Source organism: Haloechinothrix salitolerans (assembly GCF_042662605.1).
In the GTDB taxonomy this organism is placed as follows: Bacteria; Actinomycetota; Actinomycetes; order Mycobacteriales; family Pseudonocardiaceae; genus Haloechinothrix_A; species Haloechinothrix_A salitolerans.
This window is the reverse complement of record NZ_JBHSXX010000001.1, coordinates 5,311,104-5,335,651: the sequence shown is the minus strand read 5'-3', so window position 1 is coordinate 5,335,651 and position 24,548 is coordinate 5,311,104. Positions and strand designations below refer to the sequence as shown.

Here is a 24,548-nt window from a genome sequence, read left to right as displayed (position 1 = left end):
GTGGCAGAGAATGAAGTGAGAGCGGGAACGACATGACGGAGCTGACGATCTCCTCGGACGAGATCCGCAGTGCGATCGAGAACTACGTCTCGAGTTACTCCCCGGATGTGAGCCGGGAAGAGGTCGGCGTCGTCGTCGACGCCGGTGACGGCATCGCGCACGTCGAGGGCCTGCCTTCGACGATGGCCAACGAGCTGCTGGAGTTCCCCGGCGGCGTGCTTGGTGTCGCGCTGAACCTCGAGCCGCGCGAGCTCGGTGTGGCCATCCTGGGTGACTTCGAGTCGGTCGAAGAGGGCCAGGAGGTCAAGCGCACCGGCCGGATTCTGTCGGTGCCGGTCGGGGAGGGCTACCTCGGCCGGGTCGTTGACCCGCTCGGCAAGCCCATCGACGGCCTCGGTGAGATCGCCGAAGAAGGCCGCCGTGCCCTCGAGAAGCAGGCGGCGTCGGTGGTCCAGCGGCAGCCGGTGTCCGAGCCGCTGCAGACCGGTATCACCGCCATTGACTCGATGACCCCGATCGGCCGTGGCCAGCGCCAGCTGATCATCGGTGACCGCAAGACCGGTAAGACCGCGGTCTGCGTCGACACCATCATCAACCAGAAGGCCAACTGGGAATCCGGCGACCCGCAGAAGCAGGTGCGTTGCATCTACGTCGCCATCGGCCAGAAGGGCTCCACCATCGCGGCGGTCAAGAAGTCGCTCGAGGATCACGGCGCGATGGACTACACGACCATCGTCGCCGCCCCGGCGTCCGACTCCGCCGGGTACAAGTGGCTCGCCCCCTACACCGGTTCGGCCATCGGCCAGCACTGGATGTACCAGGGCAAGCACGTGCTTGTCGTCTTCGACGACCTCACCAAGCAGGCGGAGGCGTACCGAGCGATCTCGCTGCTGCTGCGCCGTCCGCCGGGCCGCGAGGCGTTCCCCGGTGACGTCTTCTACTTACACTCCCGTCTGCTCGAGCGGTGCGCCAAGCTGTCTGACGACCTCGGTGGCGGCTCGCTGACCGGCCTGCCGATCATCGAGACCAAGGCGAACGACGTCTCGGCCTACATCCCGACCAACGTCATCTCGATCACCGACGGACAGTGCTTCTTCCAGTCCGACCTGTTCAACGCTGGCCAGCGGCCCGCGATCGACGTCGGTATCTCGGTCTCGCGTGTCGGTGGTGACGCGCAGGTCAAGGCGATGAAGACGGTGTCGGGCTCGCTGCGTATCGACCTGTCGCAGTACCGGGAGCTCGAAGCATTCGCCGCCTTCGCCTCCGACCTGGACGACGCGTCCAAGTCGCAGCTGGAGCGTGGTGCGCGGCTGTACGAGGTGCTCAAGCAGCGCGAGTTCCAGCCGATCCCGGTCGAGGAGCAGGTGCTGACGGTCTTCCTCGGCACCGACGGCCACTTCGACACCGTGCCGGTCGACGACGTCCGCCGGTTCAACTCGGAGTTCATCGACCACGTGCGGCACAAGCACGAGGGCATCCTCGCCGAGGTGCGTGACACCGGGAAGTGGAGCGACGACAACGCCAAGCGCGTCGTCGAAGCGGTGAACGACTTCAAGAAGGGGTTCCTGACCTCGGAGGGCAAGCCGCTGGTCGAGGCGGAGGCCGAGGCGATGGACGCCGAGAAGGTCGGGCAGGAAACCGTCAAGGTCAACAAGCCAGCCCCGAAGAAGTGACCGGGTAACTCATGGGTGCACAACTTCGCGAACTGCGAGCGCGCATCAAGTCGACCAAGTCCATTGGCAAGATCACCAAGGCCATGGAGTTGATCGCGACGTCGCGCATTACCAAGGCCCAGGCGCGGGTCGAGGCCGCACGGCCCTACTCAACGGAGATCACCAACGTGCTCTCCGCGCTGGCGAGCGGGGCGTCGAACCTCGACCACCCGCTGCTCACCGAGCGGGCGAACCCGCGCAGGGCCGCGGTGCTCGTGGTGACCAGTGACAAGGGCCTCTGCGGCGGCTACAACGCCAACGTGCTGCGGGCGACGGAGGAGCTGTTCTCGCTGCTGCGCGAGCAGGGCAAGGAGCCGGTCCTCTACGTCATCGGCGGCAAGGGGCTGAACTACTACCGCTTCCGGGGCCGCGACGTCACCGACAGCTGGACCGGGTTCTCCGACCAGCCGCACTACGTCAACGCCGCCGAAGCGGGCGACGCCATGGTGAACCTCTTCCTGGCCGGGGCGGACGACGAGGCGGAGGGACCTGGCGCCGACGGTGTCGTCGGTGTCGACGAGCTACACATCGTCTACACCGAGTTCCGCTCGATGCTCACCCAGACACCGGTCGCCAAGCGGATCGCGCCGCTCGAGGTGGAGTACGCCGACGAGGGTGAGAGCGCACAGCAAGCTCCGACGCTGCTGCCTGCCTACGACTTCGAGCCGAGCGCGGAGACCCTGCTCGGCGCGCTGCTGCCGAAGTACATCAACACCCGCATCTACGCGGCGCTGCTCGAGTCGGCCGCCTCCGAGCTCGCCGCCCGCCGTACCGCCATGAAGGCGGCGTCGGACAACGCGAACGAGCTGGTCGACACCCTCACGCGGGAGGCGAACCAGGCTCGGCAGGCCCAGATCACCCAGGAGATCAGCGAAATCGTCGGTGGCGCGGACGCGCTGGCCACGGCAGGAGTTGAAGAATGACCACCACAGAACCTACCAAGACCGAAGGTGCGACGGGTCGCATCGTCTCGGTGACCGGCCCCGTCGTCGACGTCGAGTTCCCGCGCGGGCAGATCCCCGCGCAGTACAACGCGCTCAAGGTCGACATCGAGTTCGAAGAGCTCGCCAAGACCGTCACCCTCGAGGTCGCGCAGCACCTCGGTGACAACCTGGTGCGCACCATTTCGCTGCAGCCGCAGGACGGCCTCGTCCGTGGCGCACCTGTTCGCGACACCGGCGGGCCGATCTCGGTGCCGGTCGGTGACAAGGTCAAGGGCCACGTCTACAACGCGCTCGGCGAGTGCCTCGACGAGCCCGGCTACGGCGACGACCTCGAGCGCTGGGGCATTCACCGCAAGCCGCCGGCTTTCGACCAGCTCGAGGGCAGCACGCAGGTGCTCGAGACCGGCCTGAAGGTCATCGACCTGCTGACCCCGTACGTGCAGGGTGGCAAGATCGGCCTGTTCGGTGGCGCCGGTGTCGGCAAGACGGTGCTCATCAAGGAGATGATCACCCGTGTCGCCAAGAACTTCGGTGGTACCTCGGTGTTCGCCGGTGTCGGTGAGCGCACCCGTGAAGGCACGGACCTGTTCCTCGAGCTCGGTGAGGACGGCACCATCAACGACACCGCCCTGGTGTTCGGTCAGATGGACGAGCCGCCGGGCACCCGTATGCGGGTCGCGCTGTCCGCGCTGACCATGGCGGAGTACTTCCGTGACGTCCAGAACCAGGACGTGCTGCTGTTCATCGACAACATCTTCCGCTTCACCCAGGCGGGCCAGGAGGTCTCCACCCTGCTGGGCCGGATGCCGTCGGCCGTGGGTTACCAGCCGACCCTGGCGGACGAGATGGGCACGCTGCAGGAGCGGATCACCTCGACCAAGGGCCGGTCGATCACCTCGATGCAGGCGATCTACGTCCCAGCGGACGACTACACCGACCCCGCGCCAGCGACGACGTTCGCCCACCTTGACGCCACCACCGAGCTGTCGCGTGGCGTGTTCCAGAAGGGCATCTTCCCCGCGGTCGACCCGCTCACGTCGTCCTCGACGATCCTCGAGCCTGGCATCGTCGGTGAGGAGCACTATCGGGTCGCCTCCGAGGTCATCCGGATCCTGCAGAAGTACAAGGAGCTGCAGGACATCATCGCGATTCTCGGTATGGACGAGCTGTCCGAAGAGGACAAGATGACGGTCAACCGGGCGCGCCGCATCGAGCGGTACCTGTCGCAGAACATGCTGGTCGCCGAGGTCTTCACCGGCCAGCCTGGCTCGACCGTGCCGCTGGCGGAGACCGTCGAGGCGTTCGACAAGATCGCCAAGGGCGAGTTCGACCACTACCCGGAGCAGGCGTTCCTCGGCATCGGTGGCCTGGACGACCTCGAGAAGAAGTACCGCGAGATCACCGGAAAGTGAACCCGCGGGGTTCCGCCCCGCGAACCCCGGTGTGCGGGACTGGCTTGGCTGGTGGTGGGTCCGTAGTTCGCTGCGGGCCCACCACTCGCACCGGGTATCTCCCACGCAAGTGGTACGCCCCTGCCGGGGCCGCGTGTGGGGGAACTAGACTGACATTCAGTAGTTGCACGACGAAGGAGCAACCACGTGGCTGAGATGACCGTCGAGTTGGTCGCCGTCGAGCGCAGGCTGTGGTCGGGCAAGGCGAAGTATGTCATCGCCCAGACCACGGAGGGCGAGATCGGTATCCTGCCTGGTCATGAACCGGTGCTCGGCCAGCTCGTCGAGGGTGGCGTCGTGATGATCACGACGGTGGACGGCGAGCACGTTGGGGCAGCGGTCCACGGTGGCTTCCTCTCCGTCACGGCCGACTCGGTCAGCGTGCTCGCGGAGAGCGCGGAGCTCGGCGAAGAGGTCGACGTAGCGGCGGCCAAGGCGGCGCTGAGCCAAGGCGACGAGGACGAGCGCGCGAGAGCCGGTGCGCGATTGCGCGCCGCGGGACAGTCGGCCTGAGCGCGCGGCGGGCAGGAGCTGGGCCATGGAAATCACCCTGGTGGTCATCGGGCTCCTGACCGCGATAGTGGCCGTGCTCGCGTGGGTCGCGATCCGCTGGCGTCGCGTACTTCGTGCGGGTGGCATCAACGTCGCCCTCCGCTGGAACGACGAGCAGGACGATCTCGGCTGGCATCTCGGTATTGGCCGTTACCAGGGTGAGCGGTTTGTATGGTTTCGAGTGCTGAGCCTCCGACGGGGCCCCGATCGGGTGTTGTATCGCGAGGGATTGCGGATCGCCCAGCGTCGTGAGCCTGCTGGCTCCGAGGTGTACGCGCTACCATCGGGCGCGTCAGTGTTGCGTTGCGAATCGAGCAGGGGAGACTCGATCGAGATCGCCATGGCGACCGGCGCCCTTACCGGGTTTCTCTCCTGGCTCGAGTCAGCGCCACCAGGACGTCAGGTGAGACGTGCGAGCTAGGGGGCCGAAATGCCGGTGACAGGCAGAGTAGCTGGTACACGGCGGGCTGCCGCCGTTGGCAGGGCGGTTGTCGCGGCGCCGGCTGTCGTGCTCGCTATCGTGCTCGCGGGCTGCGCCGGGCAGGGTGGCGCCGAGGTGAGCGCCACGCCGACCACCGCTTCGTCGTCCATCACTCCGCCATCGCCGACGTCGTCCACCATTCCGTCGGAGACGTCGTCCGTGTCTCCTGGTGCCCCGTCCGACAGCTCGGCCGCGCCGACGCCGCCGTCGAAGCCGACGTCGAAGCCGACGTCGAATGAACCGTCGCCGGAGCCGTCGAAGCCCGCTGGTGATCGTATGACGATCAGTGGCACTGTCCGCGCTGGTGTGGAGGCAGGTTGCCTCGTCATGCGCGATAGCGGGACGCTCTACCTGCTTCTCGACGACCAGGACCGTCTCAAGCCCGGCGACAAGGTCACCCTCACCGGCTACGTCGACAAGGACGTCATGTCCTACTGCATGCAAGGCAAGCCATTCCGCGTGCTGACGGTCAGCAAACCTTGACGGGCTTCTGGTGTGGTCGGTCTAGCTACTCGACTCGCAGGCCATGCCGCACCCGTCTCGCTCAGCTCTTGGTCACCTGATGTGGTGACTCCGAAAGGCTTGAATCTCGAACACTAGTTCGACTATCCTGGTGTTCAGGCTCCTTCTCTGGGGCGCGGGATGACGAGTCAGTGTGTCGTCGCGCGGCAGGGGGTATGAGGCTGGTGTTGGGGCCGGAGTCCAGTCACGAGCATGAGCCGGACGGTGAGTACGAGCCGGTGAGCCCGCCTGAGGTTAATGGCGAATCGGATGGCGAGTCGCTGGGTGAGGATGTCTTTCTCGCTGGGCAGCGCGTCCCGGAAGATGTGTTGCGCCTCGATGATGTCGAGTGGGCGGAGTTCGATGCGGACGCTCTGGTTGAGGTCGCGAAGCTCTCCCAACGTTTGATCGGGCAGGTGCAAGCGGTCCAACTCAAGGTCATCGCGGAACTGCGGAAACGACGCGGCAACGAGCGAGAGACGGCAGATGAGGTCGGGCTCGCGTTGGCGGTGGGCCATCACCAGGCGGATCGCCAGATCGAACTCGCTACGCAGATCACGCGCCGTTTTCCTCGGTTGTTGGCGGCGTTGGAGCGCGGCGACGTTGATGCCACCAAGGCTGCGAAGGTGGTCGAGACGGGTGCGTTGCTCTCCGATGAGCACGCCGATCAGCTTGATGCGGAGATGGAGTCGTTGCTGGCGGGTCGGGATGGCGCGTCGATCCAACGTTCTGCTCGTTATCGGGTGGACAAGCTCGATCCCGAGGGCGCTGCGGAGCGGGTGCGGCGCTGCCGCGAGGACCGCAGGCTGGAGTTGCGGTTCGCCGAGAACGGCATGGCCGACCTCTGCGCCTATCTGCCCGCCGAGACTGCCACCGCCATCTACGGCCGAATTGACGCGATCGCCAAATCCGACAAGGCACGTCGCGATGAGCGCAGTCTCGACGCCATCCGCGCCGACGTGCTCACCGAACTGCTTCTCGGTAAGCGGCAGAGCTACCGGCACGTGCGGATTCAGGTGACTGTGCCGGTGACGACGCTGCTCGGGTCGCGTGATTTGCCTGGCGACCTCGAAGGCTACGGACCGGTCCCGGCTGATATCGCGCGGGAGATGGCCGCCGATCCGAGGTGCACGTGGCGACGCCTCCTCACCGACCCTTCCACAGGCCAACTGCTTGAGATGGGGCGCCGCCGCTACAAGCCACCGGCGCAGCTCGGTGACTACGTGCGCGCTCGCGACCAGCGGTGCCTCGTGCCGGGGTGTAACCGGCCTGCCCGGTGGTGCGACACTGACCACAGCGTCGAATGGCACCGCCAGGGCACCACCGACGCGAAACTCCTCACGTGCCTGTGTCGGCGTCATCACCGGCTCAAGGACCGACCCGGATGGCACTTCGAGTTCAACGGCGAAACGCTGACGATCACCACACCCACCGGGCGCAAGTACCGGCCGCGCGTGCCCCGCATCGCAGAACCCGAACCCGAGCCACCGCCCGAGCCCGACACGGAGTCACCCGTACTGCCTGACCCCGGACCACCACCGTTCTGAGTAGGAGGAAAGCGCTGCCAGCGCCGCCGACCTACCGCCCGCCGCCCGGCTGCCAGAGCACGTCCCCGTCCGGGTTCGCCGCGCGCGCCAGGATGAACAGCAAATCCGACAGCCGGTTCAAATACCGCACCGCGAGCACGTTCGTGCGGTCGGCGTCGTCCTCCATGAGCAGCCACCCGGAGCGCTCGGCGCGGCGAGCCACGGTGCGGGCATTGTGCAGGAGAGCGGCGCCGCGCGTGCCACCAGGCAAGATGAAGGAGGTGAGCTTCGGCAACCGTTCATTGAACTCGTCGCACCAGCCCTCGAGTCGTTCGACGTAATCCTCGGTTACGCGCAGCGGAGGGTACGGCGGGTCGTCCACCACGGGGGCACACAGGTCAGCGCCGACGTCGAACAGGTCGTTCTGCACCGCGAGAAGCACCTGGGTAAGCTCGTCTGGCAGCTCGCCGAGCGCGACCGCGACGCCAATGGCGGCGTTGGTCTCGTCGACGTCCGCGTAGGCGCCGATGCGGGGTGAGGACTTCGGGACGCGGGAGCCGTCACCGAGGGCCGTCGTTCCGCTGTCACCCACCTTGGTGTATACCCGATTGATCCGAACAGCCATACCCGCACCTTAATCGGATTGCGGCCGGGGTGTGCTCGCGCACCGCGACCAAAGAACGCAAGCTGGTCTCGCTTACGATTACCGCGGCGTTTGACCGGATGCGCTCACCGAGCCCAATCCGTACCGTGCAGCAACCCAGCAGGTCGACGAGAGGGAAAACGCTGACATGACAGAGCACTTCGACGTCTATGGCGGAGCTCGCCTCAAGGGTGAGGTGGCAGTGGTAGGCGCGAAGAACAGCGTGCTCAAGCTCATGGCAGCCGCCCTGCTGGCCGAGGGCACCACGACCATCACCAACTGCCCGAAGATCCTCGACGTCCCCTTGATGGCTGATGTCCTGCGTAGCGTGGGCTGCGAGGTCACGATCGAGGGCGATGTCGCGACCATCACCACGCCCGCCGAGTTGTCGCACCATGCCGACACGTCCGCCATGGGCAAGCTGCGGGCCTCGGTATGCGTGCTCGGCCCGCTGGTGGGGCGGCTCAAGCGTGCTGTCGTCGCGTTGCCGGGCGGGGACGCGATCGGTTCGCGCCCGCTCGACATGCACCAGAACGGCCTGCGTAAGCTCGGCGCGACCAGTGAGATCGCGCACGGCTGTGTGGTCGCGGAGGCGGACGGTCTTCATGGCGCGCAAATCTGGCTCGACTTCCCCAGCGTGGGGGCGACGGAGAACATCCTCATGGCCGCTGTGCTCGCCAAGGGCACGACAGTGATCGACAATGCCGCGCGCGAGCCGGAGATCATCGACCTCTGCGTGATGTTGCAGCAGATGGGCGCACAGATCGAGGGGGCGGGGACGTCCACCCTCACGGTGCACGGTGTTGATGAGCTGCAACCGACGACGCATCGCGTGATCGGCGACCGCATCGTGGGCGCGACCTGGGCGTTCGCCGCCGCGACGACGCGCGGCGACATCACCGTGCGCGGCGTCGACCCGCATCACCTCGACCTCGTCCTGGAAAAGCTGCGGCTCGCGGGTGCGCAGATCACTACGTTCAACGACAGCGAGGACCAGGGCTTTCGCGTCGTGCAGCATGATCGGCCGACCGCCGTCGACTTCGTCACGCTGCCGTATCCCGGGTTCGCCACCGACCTCCAGCCGTTCGCCGTCGCGCTGTCGGCGATATCCGAGGGCACGTCGATGATCACGGAGAACGTCTACGAGGCGCGGTTCCGCTTCATCGACGAGATGGTGCGACTCGGCGCGGACGCCCGCACCGACGGGCACCACGCCGTCGTGCGCGGGGTGGAAAAACTGTCCAGCGCACCGGTGTGGGCGTCGGACATCCGAGCGGGCGCGGGCCTTGTCCTGGCCGGGCTCTGCGCCGAGGGGGTCACCGAGGTATGGGACGTCTTCCACATCGACCGCGGCTACCCGTACTTCGTGGAGAACCTGAACCGCCTTGGTGCGCACATCGAGCGCGTCTCGTCGGTCACCGAGCGCGGCTGACCCGGTTTAGTACCGCGTCTCCTCTGAGGCGACCCCGAGGGAGAGGGTGCCGGCCGGGTCGATGCGGGCACGCAACCGCAGCTCCCGCGGGGCCTCGGAACCAGCCTCGGCACCGACGTCGACGCCCTCACCGTCTGCCGCTCTGGCGGTCTCTCCGACGTCGACCCGCCGGGTAGCGGCGCGGCGGCCAACCTGCACTTCCACCGTTGGCCATGCCTTCGTGGGCATCGGCAGCCGCACGACATCGGCGATGCCAACGGAGTAGTTCGTGCTGACGCCGTTGCGGTGCCACATCTGCTCGCCGTCGATGAGCACCGTGACGTCGTCGCCGGCGAAGCCCTCGGCCAGCTCGACCACGAGAGCGCCGGGGCCGGGCTCGGCAGCGTGTCCTGCCGAGCCCGATCCAGCATCGGAACGTGACATGCGTTCTTTCTACTCCTGCGGCGCTACTCTTGCAGCGACCGCAACACCGACGTGGGCGCGTGCTTGGACTCGGCGAGAGTCGCCGCGTCGTGCCGCAACTCGCGTGCCCGATCCGTGTCGCCCTCGGCGTCGTGGCTGCTCGCCAGGTAACCGAGCGTTTCGTACACGGTCAGGTCGTCGAGTCCGCTGTCGCCGCGGGACGCGTCGACTGCGGCGCCGAGCAGTTCGTCCGCGCGGGTGAGGTCGCGCTCGCGCATCCGCACCGCGCCGGTGGCGTCGACCTCCGCGAACGGCCGTGCCGCGTTGGTGCCAAGCGCCAGCCTGGCGAACACCGCGGCCGGGTGCTCGCCGTGTTCGGCGACGACGGTCTCCAGCGCGTTGGTGCCGTCGGCCAGGTAGGGCGAGTCGCTGCCGAGCAGAGTCAGGGCCATGCCTGCCTGGTCGCGCAGCAGCAGGTCCGCGACTTGGTCGTCCGATGACGTCCTCGGCGCGACGACCCGCAACGTCGCCGTGTCGGACACCAGCATCGTGCCGTCCGGTGCGGCGTAGGAGGCCCTGATCCGGTAGGTGCCAGGGTCGTCGAACAGCTGTCCCACGACCGCGTCGTAGCCGATGTAGGCGCTGATCGGCAGAACGTCGTCGTGGCCGCTGCTGACCAACGCTGGATCGGCGCAGTGCTGCACCGGCGGCTGATACACGATGACGTCGCCGCGAGGCCTGCTCACGGCGAGGTGCACGAAGCCGTACTTCGGGTGCAGCTGATCGCGCCGGTGCACCTGCTGCGTGCGCTCCGCGGTCAGCGTGATGTTCAGGACGATCGGCATGCCGAGGAGCGGACGCGGGTCGGCTGGCGCGATCGACAGCCGTAGTCCGCTGGTGTCGGACACCCGGTCCAGGAATTCCTCCCCGACCTCCAGCGCGGCGCCGGTACCGAACGGGTTGCCGCCCATGATCACCGCGTTGCGGAAGCCGTGCCGCAGGTGTGCCAGTTCGAGGGTGTCGAACTCGAAGCCGAACGCCGCCCAGAACGCCGCGGTACCGCTGGGTGCGCCGCCGCCGGGGTTGTAGTTCTGCGGGTAGTTCATCCAGGACAGCGCGCCTGGCCGGTTCGGCAGCGGCGGGTTCATGTAGCTCTTGTGGAACGAGTGGAACAGGTTGAAGCAGTGCCCAAGCTCGTGGACGTTCACGTAGAGCCGCTCGCGCTGGTTCTGCGCCGAACCGGACGAGATCGCTTGGTAGAAGCTGGCGCAACCCTGCCGCTGCAGACCCTGCTGGTCGAACATGATGCCGCGCAGTCCGACGCCGTACTCGTGCGCGCGAGCATGCAGCAGCCACACCTTGTACTGCGGACGCTCCTGCCAGCGCGAGAAGTGGGCCTGCATCGCGTGGTGCAGGCTCGCGTTCGTCCAGAGGTAGCCCGATGGCGTGTTGACGACGTTGCCGCCGCCGGTGTCGAGCATCTGCACGCCCGCCTCAGCGAAGGCACCGGCGACGCTGAGCGTGCGGGCGGCACCACCGCTTGGCAGCGAGCGAGTGTCGTAGGAGCGGAACGGCGCGACGCCGGACTCGCAGTCCTCTTCCAGCTCCACGGTGCGAAACGACGTCGACTCCCACATGCATTGGTAGCGGGCGCCCTTCGCGCCGCTCGGCGTCGACCATTGGAGCGTCGCGGCCGGTGCTGGCCTACCTAGGTGAGCCCTGGGGATGGTGACCGTGGCGATGGTGAACGTCGTGGGCCACGTGGTGCGGGCGGTGCCGACGACGGTGACGTGCGAACGGGACGTCCGCACCGTCACGGCGTCGACCGTCCACGATCCGAAGTAGGTTACGGCGGACTCGGAGATGCTGTAGTAGTCGCCGCTGAGCCTGCGCAGTGGGCGTGTGCCGTCGATATCGACACGGAGTTCCAGTTGATAGCCGATTGGACGTGACCGGTAGCGCCCACTGGCCATGCGATATGGCAGCGGGAACGGCATGGGCTGCGGGAACGGAACGGGACGCGGGATCGGGATCGGCGTGATCTCGTCGGTCGTTTCGGCGGCGATGTGGCCGTTGGCCGGTGACATGTCGTCGGCCGTCAGCGGCGTTTCGGGGGCGACGGACGCCGCGGCCGGTGCGCTCGGGTCGGATCGCGGGCCGGTGGCGGGCTCCATGTGCACGGTGGTGTCGACGGTGTCGGTATCGGCGGAGTCGGCAGTGGCGAGCTCGGCGTCGGTGACCGGGGCGTTGGGTTCCATGACGGTCATGGCTGCTCCTCGAATGGCGGGCGGGTCCGCAGGGAAGAGCCGTGTGCCGGGGTGTGGCCGGAGCTCAGCGGGCTTGACCTGAGCGCGGTTCATGTACTACGAAAGCAATACCTCCTGGGGTGGCGCCTTTCCTGCGGTGTCGGCACGTGATTCTTCGAGTACGGAGGGTGGGAGTTACGGGCCTAAAGTCCCCACGTAGTGGGCCGAAAGTCCCCACCTCGCGGCGCTAGCGCGACTTACGACGCCAGCGCCGCCCCGAAGCCGACGAGCGCGGTGCCGGTCAGCGCGTCCATGGACCGCCGCACGTGGCGCCGGTTCAGCCACACCCTGGCGCGCCGCACCACGAACAGCAGGAGCAGCAACCAGATCGCGCCGAGCACACCGACGGTGTTCGCCAGCAGCAGCGCCTCGGCTATCGACGTCTGTGCCGGGTCGATGAACTGCGGCAACACCGACAGGTACATCACAAGGACCTTCGGGTTGGTGACGTTGGACAGGAATCCTTCACGGAAGCAGCGGAACCCACCGGAACGTCGAGCCGCACCGACGTCGCCGCCGTACTCGCCGCGCCACGCCGCGCGCAGCGCCTGCACGCCGAGGTAGCACAGGTAGGCGACGCCGAACCAGCGCAGCACGGTGAACAACGTCTGTGACTGCGCGACGAGCGCACCAAGGCCGAGCGCCGCCGCGCTGCCGTTGAGGATGTTGCCGCTCGCGATGCCGCTGATGCTGGCCAGCCCGCCTCTGCCACCACTCGAGAGCGAGTTTTTCAGCATGACCATGGTGTCGGGCCCTGGCGCGATCACCAAGAGCACGACCAGCACGAGATAGCTGCCATACTCGCTCCACGACGTTCCCATAGCCGTCACGCTAGCGGGGCTCGCAACGGATTTCTCTCGAGCCCTTTGGGCGGTGTGAATGTGCTCTCGCGCTCCGAGGTTACTGGCCAGTACTCTGATGAGATCGGGTAAGCACGCCAGCAATCTCGGAGGTCGACAGATGCCGTACCCAGCCGACAACGAGCGCGATCGCCCCTGGGTGATGCGGACCTACGCCGGACACTCGTCGGCGACGGCGTCCAACGAGCTCTACCGTCGCAACCTCGCCAAGGGGCAGACGGGCCTGTCGGTTGCCTTCGACCTCCCCACCCAGACCGGCTACGACGCCGACCACCCGCTCTCGCGCGGTGAGGTCGGCAAGGTGGGCGTGCCGGTCAGCCACATCGGCGACATGCGCCAGCTGTTCGACGGGATCCCGCTAGCCGAGGCCAACACGTCGATGACGATCAACGCGCCCGCGATGTGGCTGCTCGCGCTGTACGTGACGGTCGCCGAGGAACAGGCGCGCGAGCAGGGCGTGAACGTGGACGACGTCCTCGCGCGGCTCACCGGCACCACGCAGAACGACGTCATCAAGGAGTACCTGTCGCGGGGCACCTACATCTTCCCGCCTGGTCCGAGCCTGCGGCTGACCACAGACGTCATCGCGTGGACTGTGCACCACGCGCCGAAGTGGAACCCGATCAACATCTGCAGCTACCACCTCCAGGAAGCCGGCGCGACACCGACGCAGGAGGTCGCGTACGCCATGAGCACCGCGATCGCCGTGCTCGACGCGGTGCGCGATTCCGGGCAGGTCACCGAGGAGGACATGGCCCGCGTCGTCTCCCGCATTTCGTTCTTCGTCAACGCCGGGGTGCGGTTCGTCGAGGAAATGTGCAAGATGCGGGCGTTTGTCCAGCTCTGGGACGAGATCACCCGAGACCGGTACGGCGTCACCGATGCCAAGGCACGCCGATTCCGCTACGGCGTCCAGGTGAACTCGCTCGGGCTAACCGAGGCACAGCCGGAGAACAACGTCCAGCGCATCGTGCTGGAGATGCTCGCGGTGACGCTCTCCCGCGACGCGCGGGCGCGCGCGATCCAGCTGCCCGCTTGGAACGAGGCGCTGGGCCTGCCGAGGCCGTGGGACCAGCAGTGGGCGTTGCGGATGCAGCAGGTGCTGGCGTTCGAGACCGACCTGCTCGAATACGGCGACCTGTTCGAGGGCTCGACCGTGGTCGAGGCACGGGTCAACGAGATCGTCGAGGGCGCGCGGGCCGAGATCGACCGCGTGCAGGACCTCGGCGGCGCGGTCGCGGCGGTGGAGAGCGGCTACATGAAGTCCGAGCTGGTGTCGTCGCTCGGCGAGTACCGGCGCAAGGTTGAGACCGGCGAGCGGGTGCTCGTCGGCGTCAACAAGTTCGACACCACCGAGCCGAGCCCGCTGCAAGCCGAAGGCGCACAGGCGATCGAGACGGTCGATCCCGAGGTGGAGAAGCAGGCGGTCGCCGCGCTGGAGAAGTGGCGCGCCGAGCGGGACAACGACGCTGTCGCCGCCGCGCTGGACACCCTCAAGACGGTCGCCGGCACTTCGGAGAACCTGTTCGAGGCCACGATCGCGTGCGCCAAGGCTGGCGTGACGACGGGGGAGTGGGCCGGCGCGCTGCGCGAGGTGTTCGGCGAGTACCGCGCGCCGACCGGCGTGACGGCGACGTCGACCAGCGGCTCCGGCGACGAGCTCGCGCGGGTGCGGGAGCGGGTCACCGCCACCGGGGACGAGCTGGGCGAACGACTGCGGATGCTGGTTGGCAAGCCGGGCCTCGACGGGCACTCCAACGGCGCCGAGCAGGTCGCCGTGCGCGCTCGTGATGCCGGGTTCGAGGTGATCTACCAGGGCATCCGGCTCACGCCGCAGCAGATCGTCGCGGCGGCGGTACAGGAGGGCGTGCACGTCGTCGGGCTGTCGGTGCTGTCCGGCTCGCACCTCGAGGTGGTGCCCGAGGTGGTCGACGGGCTGCGCGCGGCGGGCGCGGGCGACGTGCCGGTGATCGTCGGTGGCATCATCCCGAGCGACGATGCCGCGTCGCTCACCGAACGCGGCATAGCGCGGGTGTTCACCCCGAAGGACTACGAGCTGACCGAGATCATGGACGAGATCGTCACGGTCGTGCGCGAGGCGCGGGGCCTGTCCTGACAGCGCCCACCCTGACGGCGTGGGCGCGGCCCCGCGCCTCGGACGCTCAGTGCTGCTTGACCGCCCCGAGGAACGCTTGGGTGCGCTCGTTCTGGGGATGGTCGAGGACGTCAGCCGGCCTGCCGGACTCGATGACTTGTCCGTTGTCGAACATCAGCAGCCGGTCGGCCATTTCCCGCGCGAACGCCATCTCGTGCGTCACCAGCAGCATCGTGGTGTTGCCCTCCTGGGCGATATCGCGCAACACGTTGAGCACCTCGCCGACCAGCTCGGGGTCGAGCGCGGAGGTGACCTCGTCGAAGAGCATCACGCGGGGCTCGCACGCCAGGGACCGCGCGATGGCCACCCGCTGCTTCTGACCGCCGGAGAGCTGGCCAGGGGTCTGGTTGGCCGCGTGGGCCAGCCCGACCTTGTTGAGAAGCTCCATGCCGACGTCGCTGGCCTCGGTGCGCGACTTTCCGTGCACCTTCATCGGCGCGAGCATGATGTTCTCCAGCGCTGTCATGTGCGGGAACAGGTTGAAGTGCTGGAACACCATGCCGATGTCGGAGCGCACCTCGCTGATGTGCTTCTCCCGTGCCGGGCGCAGCTTGTCCCCGTGCTGCTCGTGGTAGAGGTGGCGGCCGCCGATCTGGACAGTGCCGGAGTCTGGCCGTTCAAGGGTCATCGTGACCCGCAGGATCGTGGTTTTGCCCGATCCCGACGGGCCGATGATGACGACGCGCTCTCCCGGCGCGACGTCGAGATCGAGGTCGCGCAGCACCACGTTGGTGCCGAACGCCTTGTTGACCCCGTGGAAGCGGACGCCTGCCGCGCCCTTCCCTGAGACGCCCTCAGGCGCCGTAACGGTCTTAGACTCGCTCATAGGCGATCTTCCTTTCGAGCTGGCGGACGGCCCAGGCGGCCGGCAGGCTCGCCATCAGGAAGCCGACACCGGCGATCAGGTATGGCTCGGTCACTCGGAAGGTCTCGGCGGCCACCTGGTCGGCGAAGAAGAGCACGCCGTGGACACCGATGATGAAGGCCATCGGCGCGTCCTTGAACGCGGCGACCAGGTAGTTGCCCAGCGCGGGCAGCACGTTGGGCACGGCTTGCGGGAGGACCACCCTCGTCCACTTGGTGACCGGACTGAGGTTGAGTGCGGTGGCCGCCTCCCACTGGCCCTTGTCGACGCTGTTGATGCCGGCACGGTAGGCCTCGGAGCAGTAGGTGGCGTAGTGGACGCCGAGTCCGACCATCAGCAGCGCGATCGGCGAGAGGTCGATGACCGGGATGGTGCGCTCCAACGCCAGCCAGAAGAACAGCTGCACCAGCACCGGCGTTGAGCGGATGAACTCGATGACAGCGATCACGGGCCAGCTGACGAAGGGCAGCTTCGACCGTCGCCCGAGAGCGAAGAAGAGGCCAAGGACCACCGCGACGGCGAAACCAAGCAGGGCGCCTTTGATCGTGACCAGCAGACCCTGCAGCATGAGCGGGATCAGGTGGAAGAACCACATCCAGTCGAAGTTCACGAGCCCACTGGGGGCCTCCATCTTCGTCCGGAAGAAGTTCGGCGACTCTACATAGCCCACGAGAAGCGCATAGACCAGCAGGATCAGCAGGACCGGCACCATGATGTCCGGACGCCGGTACCACTTGCGATGCGGCCGGTACTCCTCGATCTCCTGATCTTCTGCGGCTGTCGCGGCCGCGTTTTCCATGGTGCTCATCCCGTCACTCCAGGAGTTGAGTGTCGAATATGGGCGGGCAACTGGTCCGGTGACAGCGCCGGGCCGCCCTTATATCGCTGTTCCACCCGCCGTTCCCACAGCTTGAACAGCACGTTCACGACCTGGGCCAGGATGAAGTAGAGAACGAGCACGTTGAGCAACAGGACGGTTTGGGTGCCTGCCTGGTCGAAGAGCTGCGCCTGCCGGATGTTGTTCGCGGACTGCATGATGTCGGTGACGCCGACCAGGCTGACCAGCGCTGTTCCCTTCAAGATCTCGATGGTCAGGTTGCCCATCGGTGGCAGGATGACCCTCATCGCCTGCGGCAGGACCACGTAGCGCAGCCGCTGCGTCGGGGAGAGGTTCAGCGAGAGCGACGCCTCTGTCTGTCCCTTCGGGACTGACAGGATCGCGCCGCGGATAATCTCCGCGCCGTAGCCGCCCATGTTGATGCCGAGTGCGATCGAGGCCAGCAGGATCTTCGAGGTCTGCGGGACGTCCAGCAGGATCGGGATGGCGACAGCCATGATGAAGAGCAGGATGATCGATGAGATCCCCCGCGCGAACTCCACGAACGCGAGGGCGGCACCACGGACCCACCGGCGTTCGGACAGGCGCGCCACCCCGACGATGAGGGAGAGCACGATCCCGAGCGCGAAGGAGTAGGCCAGGATCTGGATCGTCACCAGCGAGGCTTTGACCAGGGTCTCGTATTGGCCGCCGGTCAGCAGCCAGCTTTTGGCGACCACCCACAGGGCGGCCAGGAGCACGAGCCCGACCATCAACAGGATGGACATCACCATGCCGATGGTTCTGCCAAGGATTAGTTGTGCGCGGTCGCCGTCATCCCGCTTACGGAGTTCTTCGTTGCCCATCCACCAGGCGACCGGCCCCAGCAGCGGGATTGGGATGCTGAGGAAGCCAAGCAGCTGCACCAGCTTGGTGCGAGGGTGCTCGATCTCGGGTGTGGCGGTGCTATAGCTGGGCCCGTTCATACTCACGGCATCACCTCGATGTCAGGCCGACTGTTTCCGGGGCCGGACTGCCCGGCCCCGGAAACAGTACAAGTGACTCAGCTTTCTACGGCGCTTCCTTGAAGTCCTCCGTGGTCATCTCGTTGGCCTTGGCCACGTCCTCAGCCGTGGGACCGTTCTGGTCCACGTACTTGGTGATGATCTCCGTGGTGGTGCCGTCCTCGCGGAACTCGTTCAGCTGCTCGTTGAAGGCGTCCCGGAACTCCTGGTCCTCGAGACGGAAGGCGTAGCCGCCGCATGGCGGAACGCTGTCCTGTGGGATGAACGACTCCACGGCCTCAATCCCGCTGCGAGCCTCGACCTGCGACGTGACGGTCGCCGCGGTGCCGGTCACGGCGTCGACCTCACCGGCCTCCAGCGCGGCGTACATCTGGTCGATGCCGGAGTACGTCTTCAGCTGCTTGTCCGGGATGCCCGCGTCCTCGGCGTACCCGACCTCGACGGTGCCGCTGGCTACGGCGAGCGTGAGGTCCGGATTGTCGACGAAGGACTGGTAGTCCTCGATGTTCTCCGGGTTGCCCTGCTTCACCGCGAGCGACTCGCCGATGCAGTAGTCCGGGTCGGAGAACGCGACCTGCTTCATGCGTTCGGGTGTGAGGTACATGCCCGCCGCGACGATGTCGAAATTCTCCGCCTGGAGGTTCTTGATCAGCGCGCCGAAATCGACGACCTCGAACTTGAAGTTGGTGTAGCCCATTTCCTTGAGCACGGCTCGGGCGACATCGGGCGAGAAGCCAGTCACCTCATCGCCCTTCTTGAAGCCGTAGGGCTGCTCGTTGGCGATGCCGATGGTCAGTGGCTGGTCCTTCGGCGGCAGACCGCTGCCATCGCCGGCTTCGCCGCCATCGCCCCCGTCCCCACAGCCGGCTAGCGCCAGCGCGGCGGCTCCAACGAGTACGGCAAGACGGCGGCGAAGTCTGCTGGTGTGGATGGCCCGCATTTTGGGGACCTCCTCTTCGTCTCGTTCACGTTGTGTTGTCGACACCCTAGGGCACTGATCACTCACACGGACACAATTCTTGCAAGGTCGTAATCAACGGGGACTGACCTGCTCTGATGGTGGCGACACGCCGTGCGGATGGCTCGGAGCGGCGCGGCCTTCCGTGTTGATCGCTCAAAGTCGAGTCATAGCTTGGGCAGCGCGTGGGCGGCGGACAACGCCGCTGGGTCACTGAAGGCGAACGCGCCGCTGTCCGTGCGATACAGCTCCGAGTAGCGATTCACCCGATCGGGATCAAGCCGTATGCCGAGTCCGGGTCCATCCGGTACCGGCACGCGGCCGTCGACGTACAACTCGGCGCCACCCCCGAAACCGTCGGTGACGTCATCGGCCAGCAACGAGCCGTACGCCTGGTTGGCGTAGCGGAAGTTCGGGGTAGCGGCGATGACGTGTACCGCCGCGGCGAGCGCGACACCCAGCTCACCGAGGCTGTGCTTGACCACGGTCAGCCCCGCGGCCTCGGCGATACCCGCCGAACGCTTGAGGTTGAGCAGGCCACCATCCATCTGGTTGTCCGCGCTGAGTACGTCCGCCGCACCGGCGCGGATCACCGCGAGTTGGTCGTGCCGGGTCCAGCTCGCTTCGTTGGCTAGCAACGGCACGTCAATGCGTTCGCGGACGTAGGCCATCTCGGGCAGCGCCCTGCCAGATACCGGCTGCTCGACCAGCTCCAGGTGGAAGCGTTGCAGCTCGCGGATGATTCGGACGGCCTCTCCTGGCGACCATGCCTCGTTCGCGTCGACGCGCAGCTTCGCGTCCGGGCCAGCGCCGTCGCGCAGTGCCTCCACTCGCGCGATGTCGTTGCGCGGGTCGTCCGAGCCCACCTTGAGGTAGCACGTCGTGAAGCCGTGCTTGGTGGCCGACGCCGCCTCGGTGGCTACGGCGTCCGGCGTGCCAGCCGCGACGTAGTAGAAGCACTCGACGTCGTCGCGGAACCGACCGCCGAACAGGTTCACCAACGGCTGTCCGCACGCCTTGCCGACGATGTCCCAGCACGCCATCTCGACGGCGGCGATCGCGGGGCTGCTCGCGCGGACGTGGTGCCAGGTTCCGACAAGGTCGATGCGCCGCACGAGCCGTTCGATCGCGAACGGATCCTCACCGATGACCAGCGGCTCCAGGCCGCGCAGCACCGCGAGGACGACGTCGACCGACGGGTAGGCCGCCGCCTCGCCGATGCCGACAATGCCCTCGTCGGTCTCGACTTCGAGCAGCACGCTGATCAAGCCGCGTCGGCGTCCGAACGCCCACACCTCGTCGACGCGGAACGGCACGGCCACCGGGGTCGCGTGCAGCTTCGTGATACGCATCAGATCACCACCGTGAGGTCTCGTGGGGTTGTGGTCAGCAGTTCAGCGTCGTGTGGGGTGACCAGCGCGGTGTCGGAGACGACGTGGCCAGCCACCCACGACATCAGATGGAACGTCATGCCCGCTGCGATCGGGGTCCCGCCGTCGGCGCGGATGCCCAACACCTCGCCGCCACCGACCCAGCTTGGTGGGAAGCCGATGCCGACGAGGTAGCCGCAGTGATGCCGTAGCGGCCACGCGGGAGAGTCCGATCCCGCGACGGCGTGCTGCCAGCGCGCGTAGACCTGCCCGGTGGTGACGCCGGGACGCAGCGCGTCGCGGGCGGCGTGCAGGCCCGCGAGCGCGGCGGCGTGCGCCTCCGCGGCGCCGTCGGGCAGACCGCCGAGGTAGATGGTCCTGCTCAGCGGGGCGTGGTAGCGCGCGACGCAGCCGGACAGTTCAAGGAACAGTCCCGTGCCCGCTTCGAGCGGGCGCGGTTGCCAGGAGACATGCTCCTGGTTGAGTAGCGACAGCGGCCGGATCAGCGGCGCGAAGCCTGGCTGTTGCCCGCCAGCCGCGTACATCGCATGGTGCACGGCCGCGGCGACGTCGTGTTCGCCCGCGCCGGGACGGGCGGCGGAGATCCCCGCCGTCATGGCGGCGTCCGAGATGCCTGCCGCGCGGCGGGTCAGCGCGATCTCGGCGGGCGACTTCACCGCCATGGCATCGCTGAGCAGCGCATCTGTGTCGCGCAGGTGCAGCCACGGCGTCGCGGCGCGGATGCGGGCGAGGATCGTGGGTGGGAAGAACAGGGCGCTCGCCTCGACTCCGACCGTCGCGCCGTTGGGTACGAGCTCGCCGAGCACCGCCGCGACGGCTATCGCGGGGTCGTCGCCGTCCGCGAAGGTCACGTGACGGCAGTGGGGAAGTTGCGCGGCGATGGTGGGCCGCTCCATGGCACGGGTGACGATCACCGGCTCGCCGGTAGCGGGCACGAGCAGGAGGGTGAAGGCGAAGTAGCCGAGGTGGTCCAGTCCGGTGAGGTAGTAGATGCGTTCCGGGCTGGCGAGGGCGACGGCGGCGAGGTCGGCGTCGGCCATCCTGGCGCGCAACGCCGCGAGCCGGGCCGCGTGTTCGGAGTCAGGCGTGGGGTTCGCGGCGTCGAGGGCAGGGTCGTGTGCCGAGGTGGCGAGGCTCAGATCGGTGTTCACACCGCCAGCATGCGGCCGCCTGACCATCAGAACCAGCGATGATTTCTTGCTGCGGCCATTAGATTTACTACATGTTGGACGTGCGCAGGCTCCGGCTGCTGCGAGAGCTGTCCCAGCACGGCACGATCGCCGCGACCGCGCGGGTGTGCTCGCTGACGCCGTCCGCGGTGTCGCAGCAGCTGGCGCTGCTGGAACGGGAGGTCGGCAGCCCGCTGCTGATCCGCGATGGACGTCGTCTGGTGCTCACCGAGGCCGCGCGTGTGCTCGTTGAGCACACCGAACGGCTGCTCGCGGACCTCGAAGCCGCCGAGGCCGGGGTCGCGGAGCTGTCCTCGACGGTGCAGGGTGTGCTGACCATCGCCGCGTTCCCCACGGCGGCGCGGGCGCTGGTGCCCGGGGCGATCGCGCGGTGCCGCGCCGAGCACTCCGACCTGCGGATACGCCTGACCGAGCAGGAACAGGCGATCGACGCCCTCAAATCAGGTGACGTCGACGTCGCGCTGGTGTACTCCTACAACCTGCTGCCGCGCGTGCGCGTCCCCGGCGTGACGACGGAGGAGTTGCTGACCGAGCCGTTGCTCGCCGCGTTCCCCGCCAGTGTGCGGGTACCGGGCGGGCCGATCGAGCTAGGCGAGCTGGCCGAGCAACCGTGGATCGCCGCGCAGCGGGACGACGAGCTGCGCGTGATGCTGGAGCGGGCCTGCGGGCTCGCCGGGTTCGCGCCAGCACTGGACTTCACCAGTTCGGACTACACGGTGATCTTCGCGCTGGTCGAGGCGGGTCTCGGGGTGTCGCTGGTGCCCCGGCTCGCGCTTGAGTCGATGTCGACCCACGTCCAGCTGCGCGAAATCGCCGAGCCAGCGTTGTCCCGGACGATCTCGGTGGCGGTGCGGGCTGGTAGTAGCCGCAACCCGCCGATCGCGGCGGTGCTGGCCGCGCTGCGCATGGTGGCCGCCGAGGTCGCTGGCGAGGGTTAAAGAGCGGTCACAGCACGAGCGGCTCGGCCGCACCGTGGGTCAGTACGCGGGTACCGGTGGACTCCACCACGAAGGTCTGGCTGAGACCGACGCCTGCCTCACCGAACCTGCGAAACGAGGCGGGAATGTGGAAGACCATTCCCGCCACCAGCGGCGCGGGATTGTCGACGGTGATGGTGAACGGCGCGCCGTCCATCCAATGGGGAGGGTGTGCGAGCCCGACTGGGTAGCCGAAGAGCTCGTGGAAGACGACGTCGTCCGGCAACGGGTCGACAGCCTTTGCGGCTCGCATGGCGACGTCCGAGCAGGTGACGCCTGCCCGTGCCGTGTCGAGAACAGCAGCCAGCGCCGTGGTGGCAAGGTCGGCCAACTTCTCGATCGAGGACGACGGTCGCGAGTGGTACAGGGTGCGCATGACCGGCGCGTGGTAGCGGTGGTGCGCGCCGGAGAACTCCATGAATGTCGAGTCTGGGCTGAGCGGGACGTGTCCGACGGTGGAGTGTGGGATACCCGCCCGGGAGCCGGTGGCCACGGTCGGCCCCCAGGCCGACGCGGAGTTCGCGTCGCGGAGCAGGGCCGCACTGATCGCCGCGGCGAGTGCGGCGTCGGTCGCGTCCGGCTCACGGGCCGCTTCGACCGCCGCCTCGACACCGCGTTGCGTCGCGACGGCGGCCCGCTCGACGCACCGGATCTCGGCCTCGGACAGCACGAGCCGGACCCGTTCCACCAGGAAGTCACCGTCGATCACGGCTAGGTCGTCGTGCCGGAGCATGTCCGCCACCTGGGGCGGCGCCGCCGGGTGCGTCAGCTCGACGGCGATGCGTGCCCGCCTCGGCAGAAACCGGGAGACATGGTCGGTGACACGTCGCAGCGCGCGGCTCGCGGAGGCGTATCGGAAGTACCGCACCGTCGGCGCGCGGCCGCTGACCAACGCGCGGCCGACCTCGAAGTCTGGGACGTACAGCACGACGTCCGACTCGGTCACCAGCAACGGCTGCGGCAGGCGTTCCGCCGTGTGGTACCCACACAGGTACTCCACACTGGACGGTCGGAACACCAGCACGGCGTCCAGACCCCTGTCCGCCATCCGTTCGCGCACGCGGGCGAGCCGCATTTCGTACTCGCCCGCGTCGAACGGCAGCCGCGCGCCGTCGACGAGTTCCGTGACAGCGTTCGGCGTGAGCCAGCGCGGCGGGACATCGGATTCGAGTCCCGCGAGATCGGGTCCGCTGGGGTGTCGCTCCGCTCGACGCATCCCGCCAGGCTACAAACCACACCCCATCGGGTCATCGGAGTTAGCTGACGGCTCCACGGAACCGCGCGAACTGCTCCTCGGTCAGCGCGATCCACGTCGCCGCACCGACCGCGAGCAGTTCGCCGTCCGTCGACCAGATCGTGGACGCGGAGCGTTCCTTGCGGCCGTCGTCGGCGATCGGCCACCCAGCGACGACGGTCGGTTCACCCGGCTCGGGCAGCCGTTCGATGCGGGCGGCGAGGCTGCCGAGCACGTGCGGGTGCGGGTCGCGGGAGTAGTAGGTGGCCCAGCCACTCGGGCAGTCCAGCGCGGCCCACAGGATCAGCGGATCGAGCCCGCCATCCTCCCGAGGCAGCGACGGGTCGGGCGTCCACGGCCAGGCGATCATCGGCTCCGGCCGGTTCACCCTGCCGGGGAACAGCCGCAGCCCGTCGCCCTCGGCGCGGCCGGGGCCGCAGGTGAAGCAGGTGGGGAAGTAGTGCATCGCCCGGTAGGCGTCGTGGTCGAAGTGGTCGGCGGCGTCCTTGGCCTCGGCCGGGGTCACCGGTGTCGGCAGGTCGACGTCGACCGTCGCGGGGCTGGCCTGCGCGACGAGCGTGTCGCCGTCGTAAAGACTGGCGGAGTCCTCGCTGACGTCGACGCGCATCGGCCGTTCGACCGGGGGTGGCACGCGCAGGGTGGTCTGCGCGGTGCCGTGCGTATGGGCACGGGCGGTGATGCCGCACGCGTACCCACCGTTGGCTGAGCGGGGCGGTCCGTTGAACCGGCCCGCGATCGTCACCGTGTCGTTCATGCCTCCATCATGTCGCGCGATCCGGTGACGGTGGCACTCGCGTCAGTCGCGCTGGCTGGCGTCGCTGCGCTCGCGGTCGCCGTCGAGATAGCGCTGGCCGATCTTGATCTCCTGCAATGCCGAGGTGAAGATGCTGACCGCGCGCAGATCCTCGCTGCGGTGGCGCTCGATCACGTGCGTCAACAGCTCGGCCGCGTGGGCCAGCTCTTCGCGATCTTGCTCGCTGACCATCTCCATCATCCGTTCCCGCCGCTCGCGGGCGGCTGCCGTTGTTCTGATGTCGCACGACGGAACCGGTTCGTGTCGTGATCATAAGCCCGGGGGCCGACAGTTCCGTGGATGTCAGTTCCG

24 protein-coding genes are annotated in these 24,548 nt (G+C 67.6%); 10 read left to right on the top strand and 14 right to left on the bottom strand.

The annotated features are described in order from the left end of the window. Positions 1–32 precede the first annotated feature (32 nt). The 5 genes from atpA (at position 33) to ACFQGD_RS25360 (ending at position 5,080) form a co-directional block, all read left to right on the top strand. On the top strand, positions 33–1,673 hold the full coding sequence (gene atpA / locus ACFQGD_RS25380) for a F0F1 ATP synthase subunit alpha (protein WP_345401743.1): 1,641 nt from the start codon (positions 33–35) through the stop codon (positions 1,671–1,673). Positions 1,674–1,684: 11 nt separating this feature from the next. Further along, entirely contained in the window at positions 1,685–2,635 is a 951-nt protein-coding gene (locus tag ACFQGD_RS25375; protein WP_345401740.1) for a F0F1 ATP synthase subunit gamma, read from the top strand. After that, positions 2,632–4,068 carry a F0F1 ATP synthase subunit beta gene (gene atpD, locus ACFQGD_RS25370; RefSeq protein ID WP_345401737.1) on the top strand — a complete coding sequence of 479 codons (1,437 nt, stop codon included), beginning with the start codon at positions 2,632–2,634 and terminating at the stop codon, positions 4,066–4,068. Before ACFQGD_RS25375 ends, atpD begins: the two co-directional genes overlap by 4 nt. Before the next feature lie 186 nt (positions 4,069–4,254). Further along, positions 4,255–4,620: a F0F1 ATP synthase subunit epsilon gene (locus tag ACFQGD_RS25365; protein ID WP_345401734.1), complete on the top strand. Its 366-nt coding sequence runs from the start codon at positions 4,255–4,257 to the stop codon at positions 4,618–4,620. 25 nt (positions 4,621–4,645) lie between these two features. Then, a complete protein-coding gene (locus ACFQGD_RS25360) occupies positions 4,646–5,080 on the top strand; it encodes a DUF2550 domain-containing protein (protein WP_345401732.1) in 435 nt (144 codons plus the stop codon). Here the strand turns inward: ACFQGD_RS25360 and ACFQGD_RS25355 are convergent. Beyond that, a complete protein-coding gene (locus tag ACFQGD_RS25355) occupies positions 5,077–5,469 on the bottom strand; it encodes a hypothetical protein (protein WP_345401730.1) in 393 nt (130 codons plus the stop codon). The two genes, ACFQGD_RS25360 and ACFQGD_RS25355, sit on opposite strands and share 4 nt — an antisense overlap. Between ACFQGD_RS25355 and ACFQGD_RS25350 the strand changes: the two genes are divergently transcribed. Further along, positions 5,468–5,623 carry a hypothetical protein gene (locus ACFQGD_RS25350; RefSeq protein WP_345401728.1) on the top strand — a complete coding sequence of 52 codons (156 nt, stop codon included), beginning with the start codon at positions 5,468–5,470 and terminating at the stop codon, positions 5,621–5,623. The genes ACFQGD_RS25355 and ACFQGD_RS25350 overlap by 2 nt on opposite strands. A 194-nt stretch (positions 5,624–5,817) precedes the next feature. Beyond that, complete coding sequence (locus tag ACFQGD_RS25345; protein ID WP_345401726.1) at positions 5,818–7,188, top strand: HNH endonuclease signature motif containing protein; 1,371 nt, start codon at positions 5,818–5,820, stop codon at positions 7,186–7,188. 31 nt (positions 7,189–7,219) lie between these two features. On the opposite strand, the gene ACFQGD_RS25340 is transcribed toward ACFQGD_RS25345, so the two are convergent. Further along, positions 7,220–7,792, bottom strand: coding sequence for a cob(I)yrinic acid a,c-diamide adenosyltransferase (locus ACFQGD_RS25340; RefSeq protein ID WP_345401724.1), 573 nt, complete (start codon positions 7,790–7,792; stop codon positions 7,220–7,222). A 166-nt stretch (positions 7,793–7,958) separates the two neighbouring features. On the opposite strand from ACFQGD_RS25340, the gene murA reads away from it, so the two are divergent. After that, positions 7,959–9,242 (top strand): UDP-N-acetylglucosamine 1-carboxyvinyltransferase, encoded by a 1,284-nt coding sequence (gene murA, locus ACFQGD_RS25335; RefSeq protein ID WP_345401722.1) that lies wholly within the window; start codon positions 7,959–7,961, stop codon positions 9,240–9,242. Between the two features lie 6 nt (positions 9,243–9,248). Here murA and ACFQGD_RS25330 read toward each other — a convergent pair whose 3' ends face one another. The 3 genes from ACFQGD_RS25330 to ACFQGD_RS25320 form a co-directional block, all read right to left on the bottom strand. After that, positions 9,249–9,665: a hypothetical protein gene (locus ACFQGD_RS25330; protein ID WP_345401719.1), complete on the bottom strand. Its 417-nt coding sequence runs from the start codon at positions 9,663–9,665 to the stop codon at positions 9,249–9,251. A 23-nt stretch (positions 9,666–9,688) separates the two neighbouring features. Next, entirely contained in the window at positions 9,689–11,911 is a 2,223-nt protein-coding gene (locus ACFQGD_RS25325; protein WP_345401716.1) for a hypothetical protein, read from the bottom strand. A 236-nt stretch (positions 11,912–12,147) separates the two neighbouring features. Then, entirely contained in the window at positions 12,148–12,771 is a 624-nt protein-coding gene (locus ACFQGD_RS25320) for a LysE family translocator (RefSeq protein ID WP_345401713.1), read from the bottom strand. Between the two features lie 139 nt (positions 12,772–12,910). Here ACFQGD_RS25320 and ACFQGD_RS25315 point away from each other — a divergent pair, with 139 nt between their 5' ends. Further along, a complete protein-coding gene (locus ACFQGD_RS25315) occupies positions 12,911–14,926 on the top strand; it encodes a protein meaA (RefSeq protein ID WP_345401710.1) in 2,016 nt (671 codons plus the stop codon). Between the two features lie 46 nt (positions 14,927–14,972). Here ACFQGD_RS25315 and ehuA read toward each other — a convergent pair whose 3' ends face one another. From ehuA to ACFQGD_RS25285, 6 genes are all read right to left on the bottom strand, one after another. Then, positions 14,973–15,791, bottom strand: coding sequence for an ectoine/hydroxyectoine ABC transporter ATP-binding protein EhuA (ehuA, locus tag ACFQGD_RS25310; RefSeq protein WP_345401707.1), 819 nt, complete (start codon positions 15,789–15,791; stop codon positions 14,973–14,975). Continuing rightward, the gene (ehuD, locus tag ACFQGD_RS25305; protein ID WP_345401704.1) at positions 15,778–16,638 is read right to left on the bottom strand and encodes an ectoine/hydroxyectoine ABC transporter permease subunit EhuD; all 861 of its coding nucleotides are present in this window, start codon (positions 16,636–16,638) and stop codon (positions 15,778–15,780) included. Before ehuD ends, ehuA begins: the two co-directional genes overlap by 14 nt. Further along, positions 16,635–17,633 (bottom strand): amino acid ABC transporter permease, encoded by a 999-nt coding sequence (locus tag ACFQGD_RS25300; protein ID WP_345401857.1) that lies wholly within the window; start codon positions 17,631–17,633, stop codon positions 16,635–16,637. Before ACFQGD_RS25300 ends, ehuD begins: the two co-directional genes overlap by 4 nt. 85 nt (positions 17,634–17,718) lie before the next feature. Continuing rightward, positions 17,719–18,612: an ectoine/hydroxyectoine ABC transporter substrate-binding protein EhuB gene (ehuB, locus tag ACFQGD_RS25295; protein WP_345401701.1), complete on the bottom strand. Its 894-nt coding sequence runs from the start codon at positions 18,610–18,612 to the stop codon at positions 17,719–17,721. A gap of 185 nt (positions 18,613–18,797) precedes the next feature. Next, a complete protein-coding gene (locus ACFQGD_RS25290; RefSeq protein ID WP_345401698.1) occupies positions 18,798–19,982 on the bottom strand; it encodes a mandelate racemase/muconate lactonizing enzyme family protein in 1,185 nt (394 codons plus the stop codon). Continuing rightward, entirely contained in the window at positions 19,982–21,172 is a 1,191-nt protein-coding gene (locus ACFQGD_RS25285) for a M24 family metallopeptidase (protein WP_345401695.1), read from the bottom strand. The genes ACFQGD_RS25290 and ACFQGD_RS25285 overlap by 1 nt, the downstream gene beginning before the upstream one ends. A gap of 71 nt (positions 21,173–21,243) precedes the next feature. Between ACFQGD_RS25285 and ACFQGD_RS25280 the strand changes: the two genes are divergently transcribed. After that, positions 21,244–22,149 (top strand): LysR family transcriptional regulator, encoded by a 906-nt coding sequence (locus ACFQGD_RS25280; protein ID WP_345401692.1) that lies wholly within the window; start codon positions 21,244–21,246, stop codon positions 22,147–22,149. A gap of 7 nt (positions 22,150–22,156) precedes the next feature. On the opposite strand, the gene ACFQGD_RS25275 is transcribed toward ACFQGD_RS25280, so the two are convergent. From ACFQGD_RS25275 to ACFQGD_RS25265, 3 genes are read right to left on the bottom strand one after another with little or no spacing between them, the layout of a single operon-like run. After that, positions 22,157–23,404, bottom strand: coding sequence for a M24 family metallopeptidase (locus tag ACFQGD_RS25275; RefSeq protein WP_345401689.1), 1,248 nt, complete (start codon positions 23,402–23,404; stop codon positions 22,157–22,159). A gap of 40 nt (positions 23,405–23,444) precedes the next feature. Continuing rightward, positions 23,445–24,197, bottom strand: coding sequence for a hypothetical protein (locus ACFQGD_RS25270; RefSeq protein ID WP_345401686.1), 753 nt, complete (start codon positions 24,195–24,197; stop codon positions 23,445–23,447). Between the two features lie 42 nt (positions 24,198–24,239). Next, on the bottom strand, positions 24,240–24,437 hold the full coding sequence (locus tag ACFQGD_RS25265) for a hypothetical protein (RefSeq protein ID WP_345401683.1): 198 nt from the start codon (positions 24,435–24,437) through the stop codon (positions 24,240–24,242). Between the last annotated feature and the right edge of the window lie 111 nt (positions 24,438–24,548).

Excerpts from the sequence above, each read along its gene's own strand:
- ACFQGD_RS25325 (WP_345401716.1), bottom strand. The coding sequence starts at position 11,911 with ATGACCGTCATGGAACCCAACGCCCCGGTCACCGACGCCGAGCTCGCC.
- ACFQGD_RS25375 (WP_345401740.1), top strand. The coding sequence starts at position 1,685 with ATGGGTGCACAACTTCGCGAACTGCGAGCGCGCATCAAGTCGACCAAG.
- atpA (WP_345401743.1), top strand. The coding sequence starts at position 33 with ATGACGGAGCTGACGATCTCCTCGGACGAGATCCGCAGTGCGATCGAG.
- atpD (WP_345401737.1), top strand. The coding sequence starts at position 2,632 with ATGACCACCACAGAACCTACCAAGACCGAAGGTGCGACGGGTCGCATC.
- ACFQGD_RS25300 (WP_345401857.1), bottom strand. The coding sequence starts at position 17,633 with ATGAACGGGCCCAGCTATAGCACCGCCACACCCGAGATCGAGCACCCT.
- ACFQGD_RS25340 (WP_345401724.1), bottom strand. The coding sequence starts at position 7,792 with ATGGCTGTTCGGATCAATCGGGTATACACCAAGGTGGGTGACAGCGGA.
- murA (WP_345401722.1), top strand. The coding sequence starts at position 7,959 with ATGACAGAGCACTTCGACGTCTATGGCGGAGCTCGCCTCAAGGGTGAG.
- ACFQGD_RS25265 (WP_345401683.1), bottom strand. The coding sequence starts at position 24,437 with ATGATGGAGATGGTCAGCGAGCAAGATCGCGAAGAGCTGGCCCACGCG.
- ACFQGD_RS25290 (WP_345401698.1), bottom strand. The coding sequence starts at position 19,982 with ATGCGTATCACGAAGCTGCACGCGACCCCGGTGGCCGTGCCGTTCCGC.
- ACFQGD_RS25315 (WP_345401710.1), top strand. The coding sequence starts at position 12,911 with ATGCCGTACCCAGCCGACAACGAGCGCGATCGCCCCTGGGTGATGCGG.
- ACFQGD_RS25345 (WP_345401726.1), top strand. The coding sequence starts at position 5,818 with ATGAGGCTGGTGTTGGGGCCGGAGTCCAGTCACGAGCATGAGCCGGAC.
- ACFQGD_RS25320 (WP_345401713.1), bottom strand. The coding sequence starts at position 12,771 with ATGGGAACGTCGTGGAGCGAGTATGGCAGCTATCTCGTGCTGGTCGTG.
- ehuB (WP_345401701.1), bottom strand. The coding sequence starts at position 18,612 with ATGCGGGCCATCCACACCAGCAGACTTCGCCGCCGTCTTGCCGTACTC.
- ACFQGD_RS25355 (WP_345401730.1), bottom strand. The coding sequence starts at position 5,469 with ATGACGAGGCAACCTGCCTCCACACCAGCGCGGACAGTGCCACTGATC.
- ACFQGD_RS25280 (WP_345401692.1), top strand. The coding sequence starts at position 21,244 with ATGTTGGACGTGCGCAGGCTCCGGCTGCTGCGAGAGCTGTCCCAGCAC.
- ACFQGD_RS25360 (WP_345401732.1), top strand. The coding sequence starts at position 4,646 with ATGGAAATCACCCTGGTGGTCATCGGGCTCCTGACCGCGATAGTGGCC.
- ACFQGD_RS25275 (WP_345401689.1), bottom strand. The coding sequence starts at position 23,404 with ATGCGTCGAGCGGAGCGACACCCCAGCGGACCCGATCTCGCGGGACTC.
- ehuA (WP_345401707.1), bottom strand. The coding sequence starts at position 15,791 with ATGAGCGAGTCTAAGACCGTTACGGCGCCTGAGGGCGTCTCAGGGAAG.
- ACFQGD_RS25270 (WP_345401686.1), bottom strand. The coding sequence starts at position 24,197 with ATGAACGACACGGTGACGATCGCGGGCCGGTTCAACGGACCGCCCCGC.
- ACFQGD_RS25350 (WP_345401728.1), top strand. The coding sequence starts at position 5,468 with ATGCGCGATAGCGGGACGCTCTACCTGCTTCTCGACGACCAGGACCGT.
- ehuD (WP_345401704.1), bottom strand. The coding sequence starts at position 16,638 with ATGAGCACCATGGAAAACGCGGCCGCGACAGCCGCAGAAGATCAGGAG.
- ACFQGD_RS25330 (WP_345401719.1), bottom strand. The coding sequence starts at position 9,665 with ATGTCACGTTCCGATGCTGGATCGGGCTCGGCAGGACACGCTGCCGAG.